At 68.6% G+C, this 17,927-nt stretch carries 15 protein-coding genes; 9 read left to right on the top strand and 6 right to left on the bottom strand.

Annotated elements, in window-relative coordinates:
• The first annotated feature begins 409 nt into the window (after window positions 1–409).
• The 9 genes from sbnA (at window position 410) to ACGFR7_RS23950 (ending at window position 11,357) form a co-directional block, all read left to right on the top strand.
• Window positions 410–1,396 carry a 2,3-diaminopropionate biosynthesis protein SbnA gene (gene sbnA / locus ACGFR7_RS23990; RefSeq protein WP_393322744.1) on the top strand — a complete coding sequence of 329 codons (987 nt, stop codon included), beginning with the start codon at window positions 410–412 and terminating at the stop codon, window positions 1,394–1,396.
• Window positions 1,397–1,411: 15 nt separating this feature from the next.
• Window positions 1,412–2,419: a 2,3-diaminopropionate biosynthesis protein SbnB gene (sbnB, locus tag ACGFR7_RS23985; protein ID WP_393323009.1), complete on the top strand. Its 1,008-nt coding sequence runs from the start codon at window positions 1,412–1,414 to the stop codon at window positions 2,417–2,419.
• Window positions 2,420–2,521: 102 nt separating this feature from the next.
• Window positions 2,522–3,763, top strand: a complete 1,242-nt coding sequence (locus tag ACGFR7_RS23980) for a hypothetical protein (RefSeq protein ID WP_393322741.1) — start codon at window positions 2,522–2,524, stop codon at window positions 3,761–3,763.
• A 7-nt stretch (window positions 3,764–3,770) separates the two neighbouring features.
• Entirely contained in the window at window positions 3,771–5,609 is a 1,839-nt protein-coding gene (asnB, locus tag ACGFR7_RS23975) for an asparagine synthase (glutamine-hydrolyzing) (protein ID WP_393322739.1), read from the top strand.
• A 15-nt stretch (window positions 5,610–5,624) separates the two neighbouring features.
• Complete coding sequence (locus tag ACGFR7_RS23970) at window positions 5,625–6,980, top strand: ATP-grasp domain-containing protein (RefSeq protein ID WP_393322736.1); 1,356 nt, start codon at window positions 5,625–5,627, stop codon at window positions 6,978–6,980.
• Window positions 6,981–6,986: 6 nt separating this feature from the next.
• Window positions 6,987–8,291 (top strand): MFS transporter, encoded by a 1,305-nt coding sequence (locus tag ACGFR7_RS23965; RefSeq protein ID WP_393322733.1) that lies wholly within the window; start codon window positions 6,987–6,989, stop codon window positions 8,289–8,291.
• A gap of 79 nt (window positions 8,292–8,370) precedes the next feature.
• Window positions 8,371–9,633, top strand: coding sequence for an aspartate aminotransferase family protein (locus ACGFR7_RS23960; protein WP_393322730.1), 1,263 nt, complete (start codon window positions 8,371–8,373; stop codon window positions 9,631–9,633).
• Between the two features lie 12 nt (window positions 9,634–9,645).
• A complete protein-coding gene (locus ACGFR7_RS23955) occupies window positions 9,646–10,371 on the top strand; it encodes a hypothetical protein (RefSeq protein ID WP_393322727.1) in 726 nt (241 codons plus the stop codon).
• Window positions 10,368–11,357 carry a nucleoside-diphosphate kinase gene (locus tag ACGFR7_RS23950; protein ID WP_393322724.1) on the top strand — a complete coding sequence of 330 codons (990 nt, stop codon included), beginning with the start codon at window positions 10,368–10,370 and terminating at the stop codon, window positions 11,355–11,357. Before ACGFR7_RS23955 ends, ACGFR7_RS23950 begins: the two co-directional genes overlap by 4 nt.
• A gap of 27 nt (window positions 11,358–11,384) precedes the next feature.
• Here ACGFR7_RS23950 and ACGFR7_RS23945 read toward each other — a convergent pair whose 3' ends face one another.
• From ACGFR7_RS23945 to asnB (ACGFR7_RS23920), 6 genes are all read right to left on the bottom strand, one after another.
• Window positions 11,385–12,302, bottom strand: coding sequence for an ArsR/SmtB family transcription factor (locus ACGFR7_RS23945; protein WP_393322721.1), 918 nt, complete (start codon window positions 12,300–12,302; stop codon window positions 11,385–11,387).
• A gap of 37 nt (window positions 12,303–12,339) precedes the next feature.
• Window positions 12,340–12,621 carry a PqqD family protein gene (locus tag ACGFR7_RS23940; protein WP_393322718.1) on the bottom strand — a complete coding sequence of 94 codons (282 nt, stop codon included), beginning with the start codon at window positions 12,619–12,621 and terminating at the stop codon, window positions 12,340–12,342.
• Window positions 12,618–13,418, bottom strand: coding sequence for a hypothetical protein (locus ACGFR7_RS23935; RefSeq protein ID WP_393322715.1), 801 nt, complete (start codon window positions 13,416–13,418; stop codon window positions 12,618–12,620). Before ACGFR7_RS23935 ends, ACGFR7_RS23940 begins: the two co-directional genes overlap by 4 nt.
• Window positions 13,419–13,421: 3 nt before the next feature.
• A complete protein-coding gene (locus ACGFR7_RS23930) occupies window positions 13,422–14,705 on the bottom strand; it encodes an MFS transporter (RefSeq protein WP_393322712.1) in 1,284 nt (427 codons plus the stop codon).
• Window positions 14,702–15,682, bottom strand: coding sequence for a diiron oxygenase (locus tag ACGFR7_RS23925; protein ID WP_393322709.1), 981 nt, complete (start codon window positions 15,680–15,682; stop codon window positions 14,702–14,704). Before ACGFR7_RS23925 ends, ACGFR7_RS23930 begins: the two co-directional genes overlap by 4 nt.
• Before the next feature lie 74 nt (window positions 15,683–15,756).
• Window positions 15,757–17,925 (bottom strand): asparagine synthase (glutamine-hydrolyzing), encoded by a 2,169-nt coding sequence (gene asnB, locus ACGFR7_RS23920; protein WP_393322706.1) that lies wholly within the window; start codon window positions 17,923–17,925, stop codon window positions 15,757–15,759.
• Window positions 17,926–17,927 lie beyond the last annotated feature (2 nt).

Genomic DNA, 17,927 nt, shown 5'->3' with positions numbered 1-17,927 from the left:
AACGACCTTGTTGCGGTAAGGAGAGCCCTGCTAGTTTCCCCTGCAGCGCCGCCCCGACATGTGAACTCGGAGAACGGTTGCCCCATTCCTGTTGGTTATTCAGCGGGATACGTCATACGGCGACATAGGTATTTCGGCTCTCCATCCTCAATTCTCCAAGGAGCGGACTCTTGCCCAAACCCGTCGTGGTGGTGAGCGATCAGCTCCTGGCGGAAACAACGTCCTGGCCACTTCTCCTTTAGGGGGCCGGACCGACAGCACTCAGTGGCGGGTGGGACTGGCCGCGGTGCGGAGCGTCCTCAAGATGCTGGAGCAGACCACTCCGCAGTCGCGAGGCTGACACCGTGACGTTGCCGGCCTGCAGGGCTCGCCGCATTCGTGCTGAATCGAATAAAAACAGGGGGAAAGAATGATAATCCAGCACGCCCATCAAGGTGTCACGGACGATGTATTCCTGAGACTCGACGGATTCCTGCCCGGCAGTGAAGTTTTCCTGAAACTCGAAGGGTTGAACCCGGCGGGCTCCATCAAGCTCAAGGCTGCGGTGGGCATGGTCGAGGACGCCGAGCGGGACGGCACGCTGGGCTCTACCCGCCGGCTCATCGAGTCCTCCTCGGGAAGCCTGGGGATCGCGCTGGCCATGGTCGCCGCGGGCAAGGGCTACTCCTTCACCTGCGTGACCGACCCGAATGTGTCCCCGCAGAGCCTCGCGACCATGAGGGCGCTGGGAGCCGAGGTCGTGCAGGTCGACGAACGGGACGCGAACGGCGGCTTTCTCGGTACCCGCATCGCGTACATCCACAAGCGCCTCGACGAGGACCCCGGGCTGGTCTGGCTGAACCAGTACGCGAACCCCGCGAATCCGGCTACCCACGCGCGGACAACGGCCGCCTCGATCCTGCGGAGCATCGGCCGCGTGGACCAGCTCTTCGTCGGCGCCGGCACCACAGGCACCCTCATGGGCTGTGTCAGCCACTTCCGTGCCCACTCGCCCCGGACCAAGATCGTCGCTGTGGATGCCGAGGGCTCCGTCACCTTCGGCGACCGGCCCCGGCCCCGGCACATCCCCGGGATCGGTACGAGCCGCCGGCCCGAGCTCTGCGTCCCCGAAGCGGTCGACGAGGTCATCCACGTCGCCGAGCCCGACGCGATCCGCATGTGCCGCAGGATCGCCAGGGAACGCGGGCTACTGACCGGTGGCTCGACCGGTTCGGTACTCGCCGCGCTGGATCGGGCCGGACCGTTCATACCGAGCGGATCGTGTGTCGTGGCGCTCTCGCCCGACATGGGAGAGCGCTACCTGCAGACCATCTACCACGACGAATGGGTCGACCGGACCTTCGGAGACCAGGTCCTGGAACGACGCGACGTCTCCTGTCTTCACTTATCCGTCTGAGCATTGGTGACCACAGTGTTTGACTTCCACGTAATCAGCGGCTCGACCGTTCGCTCGCTCCTGACGGAGTCCCGCCCGGAGATCGTCGAGACCGTCCGCGCCGCCTATCTCACCCACCACGACGGCGACTCCGTCAATCCCAACAGCTACTTCCTGCGGTTCCCCGAGAAGCCCGACTCCCGGATCATCGCCCTGCCCGCCTATCTGGGCGGCGAGTGCGGCACGGCCGGGATCAAGTGGATAGCCAGCTTCCCGGGCAACATCGAGCGCAATGTTCCGCGCGCATCGGCCGCACTGCTCCTCAACGACTACGCGACCGGTTACCCGTTCGCATGTCTGGAGGGCTCGCAGATCAGCGCGGCCCGTACCGCCGCCTCGGCCGTCGTGGGCGCCGAGCAACTCACGGGCGTTCGGTCCGCGCACCGCGTTGCGGTGATCGGCGCCGGCGTGATTGCCCGCAACATCGTCGAATTCTTCCACGCGCAAGAGTGGTCGGTGGACCAGTTCGTGGTCCACGACCGAAGCTCCGAGTATGCCGACCGGCTCGGTCAGCACATCGCCGGGCTGGGCTACCGCGCGGAACGCGAGGACTCGTTCGAACGGGCCGTCGACGGCGCGGATGTCATCGTCTTCGCCACCACCGCCGGGGAACCGTGGGTGACCGAGGCGGGAACCTTCACCGCCGAGCAGACGATCCTCAACATCTCGCTGCGTGACATCGGTCCGCGGATCATCGCCGAGGCCCAGAACATTCTCGACGACGTCGACCACTGCATGACGGCCAACACCTCTCCGCACCTGGCCGAGCAGGAGTTCGGGCACCGCGACTTCCTTCACGGCACGGTGGCCCAGGTGATGCGCGGCGAGGTCACAGTCGATCGCACCAAGCCCCGGATCTTTTCCCCCTTCGGGCTCGGAGTGCTCGATCTCGCCGTCGGACTGCAGGTCTACCGCACGGCCGTCGAACGCAACCTCGCCGTCAGCGTCCCGGGCTTCTTCGCCGAGACCGAGCGCTGGTCGTGAACCGAGACCTGCCGCGCTCGTCCCGACGCTTCCACTCCGTCCGCCACTTCCACCGTCCTGAGAGCACATCCTTTGCGTACTGAATCCACCGCCGCAGCCCCCATGCAGGGCAGCGCAGAGCCGTCCCGCATCGCCCGCCTGGCCGAGGAGCTCGCCCTCCGGTTCCCCTGGTACGGCGCACTCCTCGACGCCCGGGACCTCCGAGGCAGCGGCCGCCTGCACGACCTCCCCGTCATCGACCCGGACCTGCTGGCCCGGCACTACTACACCGCGGAGCACGGGGAACTCAGCGACGCCTCCGCCTATCTGACCTCCGGTACCAGCGGGGGGCTGCGCAAACGCATCCTCTACAGCCCGGCCGACGACGAGGCGTACGCCGCCCAGCGCAGGGCCCTCTTCGAGGAGTTCGCCAGTGAGCTGCCGGCGGGTTCGGTCGCCGTCGCGGACCTCGGAACCGGTCACGCCGCGGCCGCCGCCCGGCGCATCTTCAAGGACATGGGCTTCGTGGCTCACGACATCGAGTTCCAGCGGCCGCTGGCGGATCACGTGACGCTGCTCAACACCTGGCAGCCCGACATCCTCTTCACCATGCCGATGATCCTCGACCGGCTCATGCGGTCGCCGGACGAACTGCGCATCAGGCCCCGCAAGATCATGGTCGTCGGCGACCTCGCCCCGGCCAACTGGAGAAGGCTCGTAGCGGATCACTTCGGCATCGGGATCGCGGACGTACTCGACGTCTACGGCAGTATCGAGGTGGGCGCCATCGCGTATCTCTGCGCGGAAACCGGCCTCTACCACTTCCACGACCACATCCTGCCCGAGGTCGTGCCGCCTGACGAGTTGTACGCGGACGCCGGAAACGAGGAGATCCGGCGCGTGTCCTCGGCAGACTCGGGCAGCGGGGCGCTGCTGCTCACCTCCTTCACACGGTCCTACTTCCCGGTGCTGCGCTATGCGACGGGTGACCTGATCAGCGGCCTGCGCGTCATCGAGTACCGAGGCCGCCGCGTACACGCCTTCGAGCGCATCGAGGGGCGGCTGGGCGGTGACTTCAAGCACGGCGAGCGCATCAGCGCTCACGACATCTGCCAGGCCATGGCGGAGGTCTTCCCGGGCGCCGCCTTCGAGGCGGCCGACGACGACGGTTTGGTCATACGCGTCGCTGATGAGGTCGTGGAGGACCAGGAAGCCGCCGTACGCAAGCTGCTCATGGAGGCGGCACCGGACGTTGCCCAGATGATCTCCTCCGGCATGGTCGGCGAGATCGATGTGCGAGCCGTCGCCGCCGACGAGTTCACCTCCGGCCACGCCAAGCGCCGTTTCCACGCAAGGGCACGGTGAGCGGACGATGTGTGGCATCGCCGGTACGGCGACCTTCGGACTGACCCCGCCCCTGGAACGCTTTCCCGCTTCCGCCTGCGCCACCATGGCACACCGCGGCCCCGACGAGGCGGGCTTCCACCACGACGATCAGACGGCCCTGGGCATGTGCCGCCTGAGGGTGATCGGCCTCGACGACGGCTCCCAGCCGGTCTACACCGAGGACCGCGGTGTGGTCTGCGTGCTCAACGGTGAGATCTACAACCACCGGGAGCTGCGCAAGCTGCTCGCCGACCGTGGTAGGTACGTGCACGGCGGCAGCGACGCCCACGTACTCCCGCTGCTCTACGACGAGCTCGGCGAGGACTTCGTGAGCGAACTGCGCGGCATGTTCGCCATCGCTGTCTACGACACCCGCGCCCGCACGCTGCTGCTCGCCACCGACCGGGCCGGAAAGAAGCCCCTGTTCCACAGCCGCCTCCCGGACGGCACCGTGGTCTTCGCCTCCGAGCTGGCCGCCCTGATGCAGCATCCCGGCATTGCGCGAGACGTCGACCCGGAGGCGGTCGACCAGTACTTGAGCTACCGGGTCGTCCCCGCCCCGCACACCATCTACCAGCAGGTGCGCAGGGTCGAGCCGGGCACGGTGCTCACCTTCGGGGCCGGGCGACCGGAAAGGAGCCGGCGTTACTGGCAGTTCGACTTCGCCGCCGACCTGGTGGATGTCACCGGTGCCGAGGCCGTGGACCGCCTGGAGGAACTGCTCCAGGAGTCCGTGGCCGAGCGGTTGGAGTCCGAGGTCCCACTGGGCGCGATGCTCAGCGGAGGGCTCGATTCGAGTCTCGTTGTCGCCATGGCCTCGCGGCGGCTCGGCCGTCGTATGCACACCTTCTCGGTGGGCTTCGAGCACAGCGCTTTCGACGAGTCGGCGTACGCCCGCCAAGTCGCCGAATACTGTGGCACCGACCACCACACGTACCGCATCGGCGCAGGGGACGCCCGGCAGGCCGTCGACCTGATCCTGGCACACATGGGGGAGCCGTATGCCTTCCCCTCGGCCATCGCCGCCCACTGCATGTACCGCTTGGCGCGCGAACACGTCACCGTAGTACTGACCGGTGACGGCTCCGACGAGATCTTCTGCGGCTACAACCGCTACAAGGTCTTCCAGCAGCTGCCCGACATCGCCCCGGCGCACGCCGCAAGGGTGGACGCCGAGGCCCTCGCCGCGGGCGACGGCGGGATCGCCGACCGCTACCAGGCCGTGCTCGTGGACGGCGTACGAGGCGGTATCAAGGACCGTCTCTACAGCGGTGCCTTCACCGCCAAGCTCCCGCGGTATCCGTACAACCCGCTGCGCGACCGCTTCGCGCGCACCTGCGAGAGCACACCCGAGCTGAGCCGGGTCATGCAGGTGGACTGCGGATTCTGGCTCCCGGACGCCCAGTTGGTGAAGATCGACCGGATGGCGATGGCTCACTCCGTCGAGCCCCGCAGTCCGTTTCTCGATCACCGCGTCATCGAGTACGCGACTCGCCTTCCGGCTTCGGCGCACCTCGTCGACGGCAACGAGAAAGCCCTGCTCAAGCAGGTCGCCGCGCGCTGGCTGCCCCACTCGGTGCTCAACCGCCGCAAGCAGGAGCTGGCAGTCCCGCTGGAGGGCTGGCTCGGCAGGGAACTGCGAGAGACCATCCAGTCCGCGCTGTTGTCGGAGCCCTCTCTTGAACGGGGCTACTTCAGGCCCGACGCCCTGCGCGCCTTCGTCCGGGAATTCCGGCCGGAGCACAGCTACGCACTGTGGACGCTGTACATGCTGGAGCGCTGGCATCAGCTGTACACGGACGGCCGCAGTCCCGAAACGTCCTAGTCGAGGAACACGCACATGCTGAGGAAACCTCACGCTCCACTGCCGCCCGCGGTCATCGTCGTCACCGATCTCGTGGTGTTCTCCCGCCATCTCGACCTGATCGCGGAGATCGAGAACCGTGGTCTGCGTCCCCTGTTCGTCTTCGGGCCGGAGACCCCCGCCGATCGGCTCGCCCTGCACCGGGGCGACCCGCACCATCCCCTGTCGCGGGCATCAGAGGTGGTTCATGTCCCGGACTGCGAGCTGGACACCCTGCTCGCAGGCTTACGCACATACCTGATCGAGTATCAGATATGTGCGGTGCTCAACTGCGGCGAGGTCTTCGTCGAGCCCGCAGGCGCCCTGGCCGAGGCCCTCGGCCTGCCCGGTCCCGGCACGCACGCCGCGCGGGTGTGCCGCCACAAGGTGCTGCAGCGCCTGGCCGCCCCGGGCCTGGCGCCGCGCTGGACCATGCTGGGGCGGGCCGGGCAGGCGGCAGCCGTGGCGGCCTCGTGGCAGGAGTTCCCCGCGGTACTCAAGCCGGCCGGGCGGATGTCGAGTTCGGGAGTGCGCTCGGTGGACGACCCGGCCGAACTGCGCGACGAACTCGCCCACTATCCGCCGGACGAGATGCTGCTGTTGGAAGAGCGCGTCCACGGCCCGGAGTTCTCCGTGGAGACCCTGGTCCACGAAGGCGACATCCTCTGGTCGGGCGTCACGGGAAAGAACACCAACGAGAACGGCACCCGCTACTTCACGGAGACCGGTCACACCTCACCCGCGGCCGGCCTGACTCCCGCCGACGAAAGCCTCCTGCTGGAGGCGAACGCCGCGCTCCTGCAGGCCATTTCGTTCGGCACCGGCATCAGTCACGCGGAATTCCGGCTCGACGGCGGACGCGTGATCCTGATGGAGATCGCTGCCAGGCCGCCGGGCGACGCGATCACCAAACTGTGGCATCTGGCCACCGGGCAGCCCCTCGAACCTGCCCTCCTCGACCTGGCCCTCGGCCGGCGGACGTCCCTTCCCGCCCCACGGCGCCGGGCTCGTCAGGTCTACCTCGACCACCCCCGGGGAGTGCTGCGCGGCGTGGACTGCTGCGAGGGCGTACCGGTGTCATGGGTCACCACGGACGGCGCCTGGCCCCGCTTCGAGTCGGTGGCCGAGGACGACCCGGCATGCCTGTCGGCCGTGATCGTCACCCGCGAAATCGGGCAGGAACTCAACGAGTTGAGCGACTCGGGGGGACGGGCGGTCTCGGTCGTCGTCAACGGCCCCCTTGGTGAGGATCTGGATGCCGCCGCGCAGCGGCTCGTGAAGGCCGTACACATCCGTGCGGGCGACGGCGGAAGCGGCCCGAGAGCCACCGCCGACGACACGAGTGGTGCGTAGCCACCGATGCCTCGTGAATCCCCCCGCGGAGCGTCTTCCCGCTCGCGGCTGGGCCTGCCCGACCTCACCGGTACCGGCCGGTTCGTCGCGGCCAACGTCATCGACAGCCTGGCCGGCGGACTGGTCATCGGGTTCCTGGTCGTCTACTTCACCCGGACCACCTCGCTGTCGCTGGCGGAGGTGGGCGCCTGCCTCACGCTCGGGAACGCGCTCGCCCTGCCCGTGCCGGCCCTGGCCGGCCGGCTCCTGGACCGGATCGGTCCGCAGTCCGTGGTCGCCTCGGGCAACGTGGTGTCGGCGCTGGGTTTCGTGGGGCTGCTGTTCGCCCAGTCGGCCTGGCAGGTCGTCGCCACCCAGTTCCTGGTCCAGGTCGGTTCCTCGATGTACTGGACGTCGAGCAGCGCGCTGGTCGGCCTCGTCGCCCGAAGCGACGACCGCACACGTTGGTTCGGCTTCTTCCGTGCACTGCGCAACGTGGGGATCGGATTCGGCGGCGCCATCGCGTCCCTGGCCCTGGCGACGGCCAGTACGACGGGGCTGAGGACGATGGTGGCGGCCCAGGCGGCAAGCTATCTGGTGGCGGCATGGCTGCTGCTCGGCTGGCGTCCGGGCCGGACCGCGACCTGTGCGTACGACACGGAAGGCGCACCGGAGGATCTTCCGCCCCCACGCCGCGCCGACGCCCGGTACACGGCGGTTCTGCGCGACGGTGCCTACATGCGGCTGGTCGCCGCCAACCTTTCCTTCGTACTGGCCTCGATGGTCCTCAGCGTTCTCCTCGGCGTCTATGCCACAGAGGAACTGAAGGCGGGCGCATGGGCAGGCGGCGTTCTGATCACGCTCAACACCGCGCTGGTGGCGGCGGCACAGACCATCGCCACCCGCTGGATCGAGCGGCACCGGCCCACCCGGGTCATCGCCCTGGCGAGTCTCGTCAACGCGGCGGCATTCGGGGTGTTCGCCGTCCTGGGCCTGGTGCCCGGGTGGGCTGTCCCGGTCGGGCTGGTGGCCGCCGTCGTCGTGTACACCCTCGCAGAGGTGCTGGGCTCCCCGCCCATGGGAGAGCTCAGTGTGTACCTGGCCCCCGCCCACGTCCGCGGCCGCTACCTCGGCGTATACCAGCTCTCATGGTCGCTGGGTGCGACCGTCGCACCGGCCGTGCTGACCTCACTGCTGGCCCTGGGGCCGGCTGTGCCCTGGCTGTTCCTCGCCGCGTGCAGCCTGCTCGCCGTTCCCCTGGTCCTCGGCCTGGAGGGCCGGGGCAACACCGCCGAGCGCCCGGCGCGCCGGGGCGACCCCGTCACCACCTGAGCATCACCGAGGCGATCCCCCACTGGTCTCAGCGCCAGTGGCCTGTCCATCAACCGGCATGCGATGAACGAGGTTGACTGTGCAATTCGACGATTCCAGAGCCGTGTACTACCCGGTCTCCGACCTGCGGATAACCAGGGGAAGCGGCATCTATGTGACGGACTCCGACGGACGAGACTACATCGACTGCGCGTCGGCGACGTTCAACCTCAGCCTGGGATACGGGCACCCCGGGGTCCTCCGGGCCATCAGGGAGCAGTCCGAGAAGCTGATCCACGCGACGTCCAGCTTCCAGACGGATGTCATCAACAAGCTGTCCGCCCGTCTGGTCGAGCTCGCGCCGAAGCGGCTGACCAAGGCGCATTTAAAGGTCTCCGGCGGGTCCACCGCCAATGAAGGGGCCATCAAGATGGCCCAGCGGGCCACCGGCAACCGGGACGTCGTCACCCTCTTCCGCAGCCATGTGGGCCAGACCATGGCCATGGCCGGCCTGTCCGGGAACGCGTTCCGCAAGAAGTCCCTGCCCATCACGGCGGTTGGCGGGCTCCAGGTCCCGGACCCGTACTGCCTGCGGTGCTTCTACGGCCAGGAGCGCGACAGCTGCGGGCTGATGTGCGTGGACCGGATAGCCGACTTCCTCGAGTACGCGAGCAGCGGCAGCGTCGCCGCGGTGCTCGTCGAGCCGATCTCCGGGAACGGCGGGAACATCGTCCCGCCGGACGGGTACTTCACCAGGCTTCGTGAGCTGTGCGACACATACAACGTCAAACTCATCCTTGACGAGATCCAGACCGGGATCGGGCGGACCGGGCGGATGTTCGCGGCCGACCATTTCGGGGTGGAGCCGGACGCCATGACCGTCGGCAAGGGCCTTGGGGGCTCGGGTGCCCAGGTGGCCGCGATCCTGGCCAGCGACGAGCTGAGCGGTCTGCCGGCGAACGACCACTCGTTCACGTACGGCGCGAACCTGCTGTCCGCGGCCGCCGCGCTCGCCACTCTGGAGGTCATCGACGACCCCGCGTTCCTCGCCAACGTGCGGACGACGGGCGCGGTGATCATGGAACGGCTGTCGGGCATCCGGTCCTTGGTGCCCTGTGTGGCGGACGTGCGGGGAGTCGGGCTGATGATCGGCGTCGAGATCGTGAACAGTGAGGGCCGGCCCAGCGCCGAGCTCACCAACCACCTCGCCCAACGGGCGATGGATTTCGGCCTGGTACTCCGCACCTCCAGGTACGGGCACGGCAATGTGCTGAAGATCAGACCGCCGCTGATCCTCACGGTGGAAGAGGCCCATCTGATCTGCGACCGCTTCGAAGCGCTGCTGCGCGCCCACGGAGACTGAAAGGAACCCCTGATGCACAACCCTCTCGGATTTCGCGATTTCGGCGTCGACGTCCTCGTCAAGCTGGGCGGGAGCCTGCTGGCGGACTTCGACCGTGCCCGGCTGCTGGGCGAGACGCTGTCACGCGTGGCCCGCACCCAACGCGTGGTGGTCTTCCCCGGCGGTGGCCCCATCGACAACTACATCGAGGAGGTCGACCGCAAACTGAACTTCGCCCCGGACGTGCACCACCAGCTCTGTGCACGGGCCCAGGACCAGACCGGGCTCATGTTCTCGGCGCTGTGCCCGAACTCCCAGGTCTTCACACGACCGGTCGAACTGCCGCCGGTCCTGGCTGCGGGCCAGGTGGCCATCATGCTTCCCATGCACGAGATCATCGAACTGGACGTGTTCGAGAGATCCTGGGTCATTACGTCGGATTCGATGGCCGCGTGGTTCGCACGCTTCTTCGGTGCGCGCCGGTTCGCGATCCTTACCGACGTACCCGGCATCCGGCGCCCCGACGACCCCTCCGAGCGGTACCTGGAGCGGGTGTCCACGGCCGAAGCGGGGGCCATGGGACGCACGAGCATCGATGAGTGCCTTCCGCCCTTCCTGGAGGCCAATGCGATGTCGTGCACCGTACTGGACGGACGGGACCACCAGACCGTCGAGAAGTGGTTCGCCGGAGTGCCCGGAGAGCCCGGCCCGGGGACCACGGTGTACCCGGACCGCATGGGCGGACGAGGGGCACAGTGAACACAGCGGTGAACCCGGCAGCGAATACCGGCAATACAGGCAATACGGTCGGCCTCGCCACGGCCGGACCACAGGCCGCCGCCGGCCCTTTCGTCCCGCAGCAGAACGCCGGCTTCCTGCTGTTCTCTCCCGACGCGCTCTTCTCGGGCCGGTACGCGTACGCGCTGGACTATCTGGCCGGTCTCGGCATTCACGTCAAGGGCGTCTCGCGTCTGCACATGACGCCTGAACAAGTGGATGGCCTGTACGCCAAGAACCGCCGCGACCGATCGGACCGGCCCGAGGACCGTCTCGTGGACCGGCTCTTCGGCGCCGGACCGAGCCTTGCCTGCTGGCTGGTCTCCGGCAGTCTCCGGGGGCCCTCTCTGGTGGACACGCTGAGAGTGCTGAAGGGCCCCTCCGACCCGGCGGGCTGCCACCCGGGGCACCTCCGGCACGTCCTCGGTGCCGAGAACGGCCTCATGAACGGCGTCCACTCCAGCGACTCCCCGGAGGAGGCCGCTCAGGAGATCGGCACACTGGGAATCACGGAGTTCACGCAGCCCGAGCCCCGGCAGTTGCCACCGGAGCCAGGGGACTGTGCCAACGGGCAGAGTGCCGGGCGCCCGACCAGCGCCCTGGCGGTCGCCTGCCTGCTGCGCCGACGCGTCTTCGACGCAGCCCACCTGTCGGTGCCAAAGACGCGGGACATCCAGGCCGAGGCGGAAGCACTGGCCGGCCGGCACGTGAAGCCTTCGGGGGTTCTCGCCACGCTCGGTACGCTGTGGGACCGCCAGCACGGACTGATCAGGGCCGCAGCGCCGAAGGACGATGCGCTGATCGCCTGTCTGACCCGGGTGGCCGAGATCTGTTCGTCGTCCTTCGACGCGGACCGGCTCACCCGGGCAGTCGCTCCGTTCGGTGTGGTGCTGAGCGACTGGGAGGACCTGGTCCTGCGCTGTCAGGCGCACTTCGGGGCCCTGCCGGGCTGGCGGGACCTGGAGTAGGAGAGCGGGAGGACGGGCGGGCCCTTCTCAGAGCCCGAGTTGTTCCAGCAGAGCGCGACCGCCGTGATCGAGCTGGTAGAAGACCCGCCCGCCCACCCGCTGCTTCCACACGAGCCTGGTGTCCGCCAGCACGGCCAGATGCTGGGAGACGGTGCTCTTCGCCAGCCCCAGGGACTCGGCCACCGCGGTGGTCGTCTTCGGCAACTCCAGGGCGCGTACGATCTGCGCCCGCCCCTTGCCCAGCAGCAGCGCCAGCCGGTCCTCGGCCACCCGGTCACGCGCCCGTGCGGTCAGCACGTGGAAGTAACCGGTCGCCCGAGCCTGGTACGACATGGCCACCGTCCCCCGTTCCTCCAGGAACAGACGCAGACCGCCGGCGAACACCGTCGGCACGAGGAGCAGCTGCGACCGTGTGACGGTCACGCTCAGATCCCGGTGGTACGGCGCGGTCAGCCGGGGCCGCGACCACAGCACCCGGCCGCCCAGCTCACCCAGCATGGCCTCGGCCCCGTCGACCGCGAGGGTGCGGCCGCGGAAGAGGATCTCTTCCTCCAGCGAGGACCTGATCGAGGTCCAGTAGGGTTCGACGGCCCAAGTCCAGTACCGCTCCAGCAGCGTGACGAGACGGTCAGCCCGGGGGGTATCGGGGCTCATCCCGCGCAGCTGCCCCAGTTCCGCCGCGAACGCGTTCCGCGAGGGATCCGGGACCGGTACGAAGCCCGGGGGAAACACCGGCGGATCGGGCCGCCGCATCGCCTCCACGAGCTCCCGGTTGAGATCGTCGGGCATCCCGGCGCGCACCGCACGTGCCCAGCTCGTGTACGGAGAGGGCGCCTCACCCCGGTACCGGGCGAGGATGCCCAGGCTCCCGATCGTCTCCCACAGAGGACTGAACGTCAGGCGCACCGTGTTCAGGCTCTCGTCGTCGACCTGGAGCCGGATCACGAAGCCTGCACCGCATCACACGGATACCGAGGTCGCGCTACCACTCGATGATGCCCCTGTCCGTCAGGTCGTCGAGGAAGTCGCGTACATCGGCCAGCGCCTCCTGCTCGTCGATGCCGTACTCATCCGCTACCAGCCGCGCCACGTCGGCGACGCCGCGGCGGCCGTCGAGTGCGGCGTAGATGAGCCGGGCGGGGCCGGTGAGGTGCAGGGCCTCGTCCTCCACGCCGAGCATGAAGTCGCCCTTGACCAGACGGATGCGGATTCCGAGGGCTCGGCGGGGTACGTCCTCGGGGCTCCGCAGAGTGGTGTCGCTCATGAGGTCTCCACACGCATCGCGATGTCCTGGCAGATGGTGAGCACGTCCGTGATCCACGGCCGGGGGTCGGCCGGGTCGTAGCCGCGCATCGTTTCGAGTGCCCAGTAATCCTCGAACGACAGCGCCTCCGGGGCGGCTGCCTTGAACCGGTTGGGCCGCCACTTGGGCAGGTGACTGCCGAACTCGCCCGCGCCTTCGAGCAGGGCGTCGATCGCGTGCCCGAAAGCGATCCGGGCGGAGACGGTGGCGCTCTCCAGGTCACCGGACTCCAGCTGGCCCAAGGCGTCTTCGACGGCATCGTCCGCGTCTCCCAGGGAGCGGACGACCAGGAAGGAGCGGAATGCGGATGCCACCAGGCGCTTCCGGTTCCTGTCCACCCACTCCTCGCCGAACAGCGGCAGGCAGTTCCCCAGGCGGCCCAGCCAGAGCTCCTCACGGCGCGAGAGCACGTCCTCGGCGACGGTGCCTGCTTCGTACACCTCCCAGGAGACCTTGGCGAGCATCTGGTCGATCTGGCTGTCCAGCCAGTAGGTGACCTCCCACCGCTTGTCGTGTTCGTAGAAGGTCTCGCTCCGTACACGGGGCGGATCCAGCGGCACGGGCATGGAGTTACTCGTCTCCGAGTGCCGCTCCGCGGCGGTGACGACGTAGATGTCGAAGTCACTGCGCGCGTTGTGCCAGCCGCGGGCGGCGGAGCCGACGACGAACGCCGCCACGGCATCGTCAGGGACGAGGCCCCGCTCGCGGACCGGAGCCAGCCAGTCGGCCATGGCCATTTTCTGCATGTCGTGATCCATTCGTCAGAAGTTCCGCATAGTAGTGCGACGGTGCCGTCCATCCTCCTGGGGTCCGCTCAGGTCCCGGCGGCGGCCGACCGGACTCAGCAGCAGGATCAGCGGTGCGATGAGGGCGCCGGTGCACACGAGCCACAGGGCGGTGTGCAGGCCCACGAGCGAGGCGAGCAGACCGCTGAACGCGGCCCCCATGGGCAGCGCGCCCCACGAGACGAAGCGGACCGTTGCCATCACGCGCGACAGCAGTTTCGGAGGGGCCTCCGTTTGCCGGTGCGTCCGGGCCATGATGCTGCCGATCACCACGCCGAAGGCGAAGCCGACGTTGCCGAGCGCGTAGAAGTAGATGTTCCCGAGCTCGGTCGTCAGCGGGATCACCAGCGCAAGCAGTCCACCGGCGAGTCCTGCCACGATCATGGCGCGGGCCGTTCCGAACCGGGCCGCGAGCCGGGTAGCGGCGGCCGAGCCGATCAGCGCGCCGACCCCGTCCATGGCGATCACGATGCCGACCACGGTCGCCGATGCCCCGGCTTCCCGCACGAGGTACAGCGGGGTGAGCGCGACCAGCGCCGCGGACACGAAGTTCACCACGGTGGCCCACATCATGCAGGGCCGCATCACCGGATGCCGGATGACGAAGTTCCAGCCTTCCCGGATCAGTTGCCGGGCCTTGGTGTACGGCTGTGCCTCGGGACGGCGCTCGGGCAGCGTCCCCAAGGTCACGGCCGACACCAGGTAGCTGGCAGCGTCGATCGCCAGAACGCCGACGGGGCCCGTGAGGTGGACGAGCAGCCCGCTCACGGACGGGCCTCCGGTCTGGGTCACCGCCTCCGTGCCCGAGATCAGGCTGTTGCGGGTGCTCAGCTCCTGCTTGTCGACGACGGCCGGCAGGAAGGTCGAATTGCCGATGTCGAAGAGCACCGTCGCCGAGCCGGTGATCAGGGCCACCAGCAGCAGGTGCGGGTAGGTGAGCCGGTCCAGCCACCAGGCCACAGGTATGGAGGCCATGGCTGCCATCCGTACGAGGTCCAGCGTCACCTGCAGGGCGCGAAGCGGGTACTTCTGGACGACGACCCCGGCCGGCAGACCGAGGATCAGCCAGGCCACCTGGCCGGCCGCGGCGAGCAGAGTCACTTGAAGTGCCGTCGCGTCCAGCACGGTGAGGGCTACCAGAGGCAGCGCCACCGCGGTCATGGCCGAGCCGGCCTCGCTCACGGTCGTGGCCAGCCAGAACCGCCAGAACATGCTGGAGGCGGTGGTGTCCTTGGGGGCGACGGGTGCCTGTCCGGTCATGTCGCGAACTCCCTCGGTGGGGTGGGGACTTCGGTGAACCGGAGTGTCCCGGTGAGCATGCCTGCCTCTTCGAAGGACGCCCGGGTGCGGGCATCCTCGAGCGCGCCGGCCTCGGTGAAGTAACGCGTGAGCGGGGACGCCGCCCGGGCGATGGCGGACCGCATGGCACTCGGTGGCCATGACTCCGCGATGACCTGGTCGCTCTCGTCGGCCGTCAGGCCGACGCTCCTGAGGTGGCGAGCGGTCTGGAGGTAGTCCGGCTCCAGGAAGGCATGGATCGCAGCCGGAACGAGCGGCCCGGCTGCCCGTCGCTCGTACGGTGTCAGCGCCGGCCACAGGTGCCTGAGCACGGACCGGAAGTAGACGTGGTGACGCCCTTCGTCCTCGGCGTGGTCACGGACGACCGCGCGCACGGACCGGGGCAGTCTGCTGTCGCGTGGGATGTCCGCGAGGATGCCGGATATCAGGGTCTCGCTGACGATGGTGAAGAGAAGGGACTCCACACCTCTGACGTCGTGCGGGAGCTGCTCCCGCAGCGCGTCGAGCCGCGGCAGGAACGCCGGCGGCCCGGCCTCCTCGGGGCGCAGCCCCGGGCAGTTGGTCTCTGCCGCGATCTGGCGCGCGAAGTCGTGGGAGAGCTGGGCGTGCCACGCCTCATCGGTGACGATCTTGTAGGCGTCCGCCTTCATCCGCTCCGGCAGGATCAGCCCCGAGCGTCCACGGCTGATCTTCGTGGCGACAGGAATGACTGCCAGGCTCTCCAACTCGGTCGTGAAGTCCAGGTAGTCGTAGAGCCGCTGCAGGAGCAGACCCTTGACCACGGCCTCTCCCCTGGCAGCGACGATGGGGTGCAGCACCACGGGGTAGAGCTCGGGCGGAAAGTAGAGGTCCGGTCCGCCGGGCTCGAAGTCCCGCCGCGGGGTGCGGCGCACACTCGCGAGGTCGTCCCACCGTTCGAACCGGCTGCTGTACTCCACATCGTGGACTCTGGCCGCAGCGTCTCCTCGTATCAGCTGCTCCTGAAACGCCTGGAGGTACATGGCTGTCCCCGTCACCCGTCGAACGAGATCAGCTGCTGGGCACAGAGCGTGTCCAACTCGGCCCGGACGTCCTCCAGAGCGACGTCTGCCGCGCTCAGCACCGTTGCGAGATCGGACTCACCGTCCATGCGGCGCAGGACACGCAGGATGGGGGTGTCCTTTTCGAGCACGAACTCGATCTGCCCCTCGTGCGACAGGTACCCGTCGCCCTCGGCGTCCGTCAGAAGGAGTGCTCCCTTGGCCGGCACGGGAACGTGTCGGGCGTCGTAGCCGTGTGCCGGTGCGAAGAGGTTCTCGGTGTCTGCCACGGGGTGGCGTCCGGCCGCCAGGGCGGAGGGGACCGGACCCGCTGTCATCCCGTCGAGCCGCGGAGGTTGCGCCGCCATCTCGGCCAGCAGGCCCATGTTCACCACACGCATCAGGAGTTCCACCGAAGCGGAGTCCGTGTCACCGTCACCGAACCCGGCCAGCCGACGCCTGAGGGCGCTCGCGTCCAGATACGTGTCCGCTCCCGGGGCGGCGAGAGCGCGCTCGACCAGTTCCTGGTTGTTGCTCCGCATCAGCCGCACGAGCATCCGATAGGCGTGCCCGGTCCCGGAACCGTAGAAGAACGGAACCTTCGGCCGCTCGGCGATCCGACGGGGGAGCCGGGACGTCACCGCGTCGCGCAAGATCCGCTTGTCCCAGAGCAGCCGCGGACGCAGCCTGTCCGGAATGGTCGCGGTCAGTTCCACGAGCCGGTGGTCGAGGAACGGGACGCGCGCCTCGATGCCGCTGCCGGCCGCCGTGCGGTCCTCGTGCCACACGTTGTACTGCTGGACCTTCCGGTATTCGGACCGGACGTACGCACGGTAGACGTCCATGCCCTGACCGCCGCGCAGGGCATCCAGTGCGCGGTCGGAGAGGAAGGACTCCCCGCCGCCCCACCAGCGCCGGAGCCCGGGGTGCCCGTCCAGCAGCGTGGTGCGGTCCATCTCACCGAGCCCCGTGAGGAAGGACTCCCAGTCGTCGCCGAAGTCGTGTGAGTAACCGCCGTTGAACTCATCACTGGCGGCGCCGAGCAGCATGCCTCGCAGCTCCGGCCGCTCTTGGCGGGCGAACCGGTGGAGTTCGTGCTTGTAGTAGACCTCCGGGCCGGCCATGGGCGTCTCGGCCAGCCACAGGAGTCGTGCCCATTCCTCGGGCGTGGGTACGTTGTCGGGACCGAAGACGACCTGGTGGTTGTGGACGCCCAGGTCACGCGCGAGCCAGTCGGAGTGCTCGGCGTCGCCGTTGGCGCGCGTCCCTCCGCTGAGGGCGGTGAAGGTGTGGAGCTCGTCCACCCGGTCCCGCGCGAACGCGAGTACCGTCGCCGAGTCGATGCCGCCGGACAGGAAGAGGCCGAGCTCGGTGTCCGCGGTCGCGCACTCCCGGACGGACTCCTCCAGCAGGTCTCCGTAACGCTCGACGAAGGCTTCCGCGCCGGTCGACTCGTCCGCCTCAGAGGGCATTTCCCAGTAGCGGTGCCGGGTCGTGTGGCCGTCGCGCAGGTCCACGCGGAGGACGGTGGCCGCCGGGACGCTTTCCACGCCCTCGAACCATGTGCACATCTCCGGTGCGCCGAAGCGGGGCGCGGCCGCCAACGCGGGCACGGCGAGGGCCTGCTCCCAGGCGAACCGCCGGGGTGTCGCCGGGTCGGCGAAGAGGCCCTTGATCTCCGACGACAGGACGATGCGCTCGTGAGTGTGGTGGTAGTAGAGGGGCTTGATGCCGAAGCGGTCGCGGGCGAGGACCAGTTGGCCGCGAGCACGGTCCCAGAGAATGATCGCGAACATGCCGCGCACGTCGCGGAGGAAGTCCAGGCCGTGCTGACGGTAGAGATGGAGGAGTACCTCGCAGTCGGAACCCGTCCTGAGCCGCACGTCGGAGGGCAGGCCGGCAGCGAGTTCCTTGTGGTTGTACACCTCGCCGTTGGCGATCAGTACCAGATTGCCGTCGTCGCTGACGAGGGGCTGGCTTCCGTCCTCCGGATTCACCAGCGACAGTCTGGTGAAGGCCAGACCGACGGGTCCGTCACGGAGCAAGTCACGCTCGTCCGGCCCTCGGTGCTGCAGGATGTCGGCCAGTTCGTTGAGGAGGGCATCCGTCTCCGGACCGAGGTCTTGCCCGTCAAGTCGGGCGATGCCCGCGAGACCACACATGT

The organism is Streptomyces sp. NPDC048516, from assembly GCF_043199875.1.
Taxonomy (GTDB): domain Bacteria; phylum Actinomycetota; class Actinomycetes; order Streptomycetales; family Streptomycetaceae; genus Streptomyces.
Note: the sequence above shows the minus strand (reverse complement) of the source record. Positions and strands in the feature narration are given on the sequence as shown.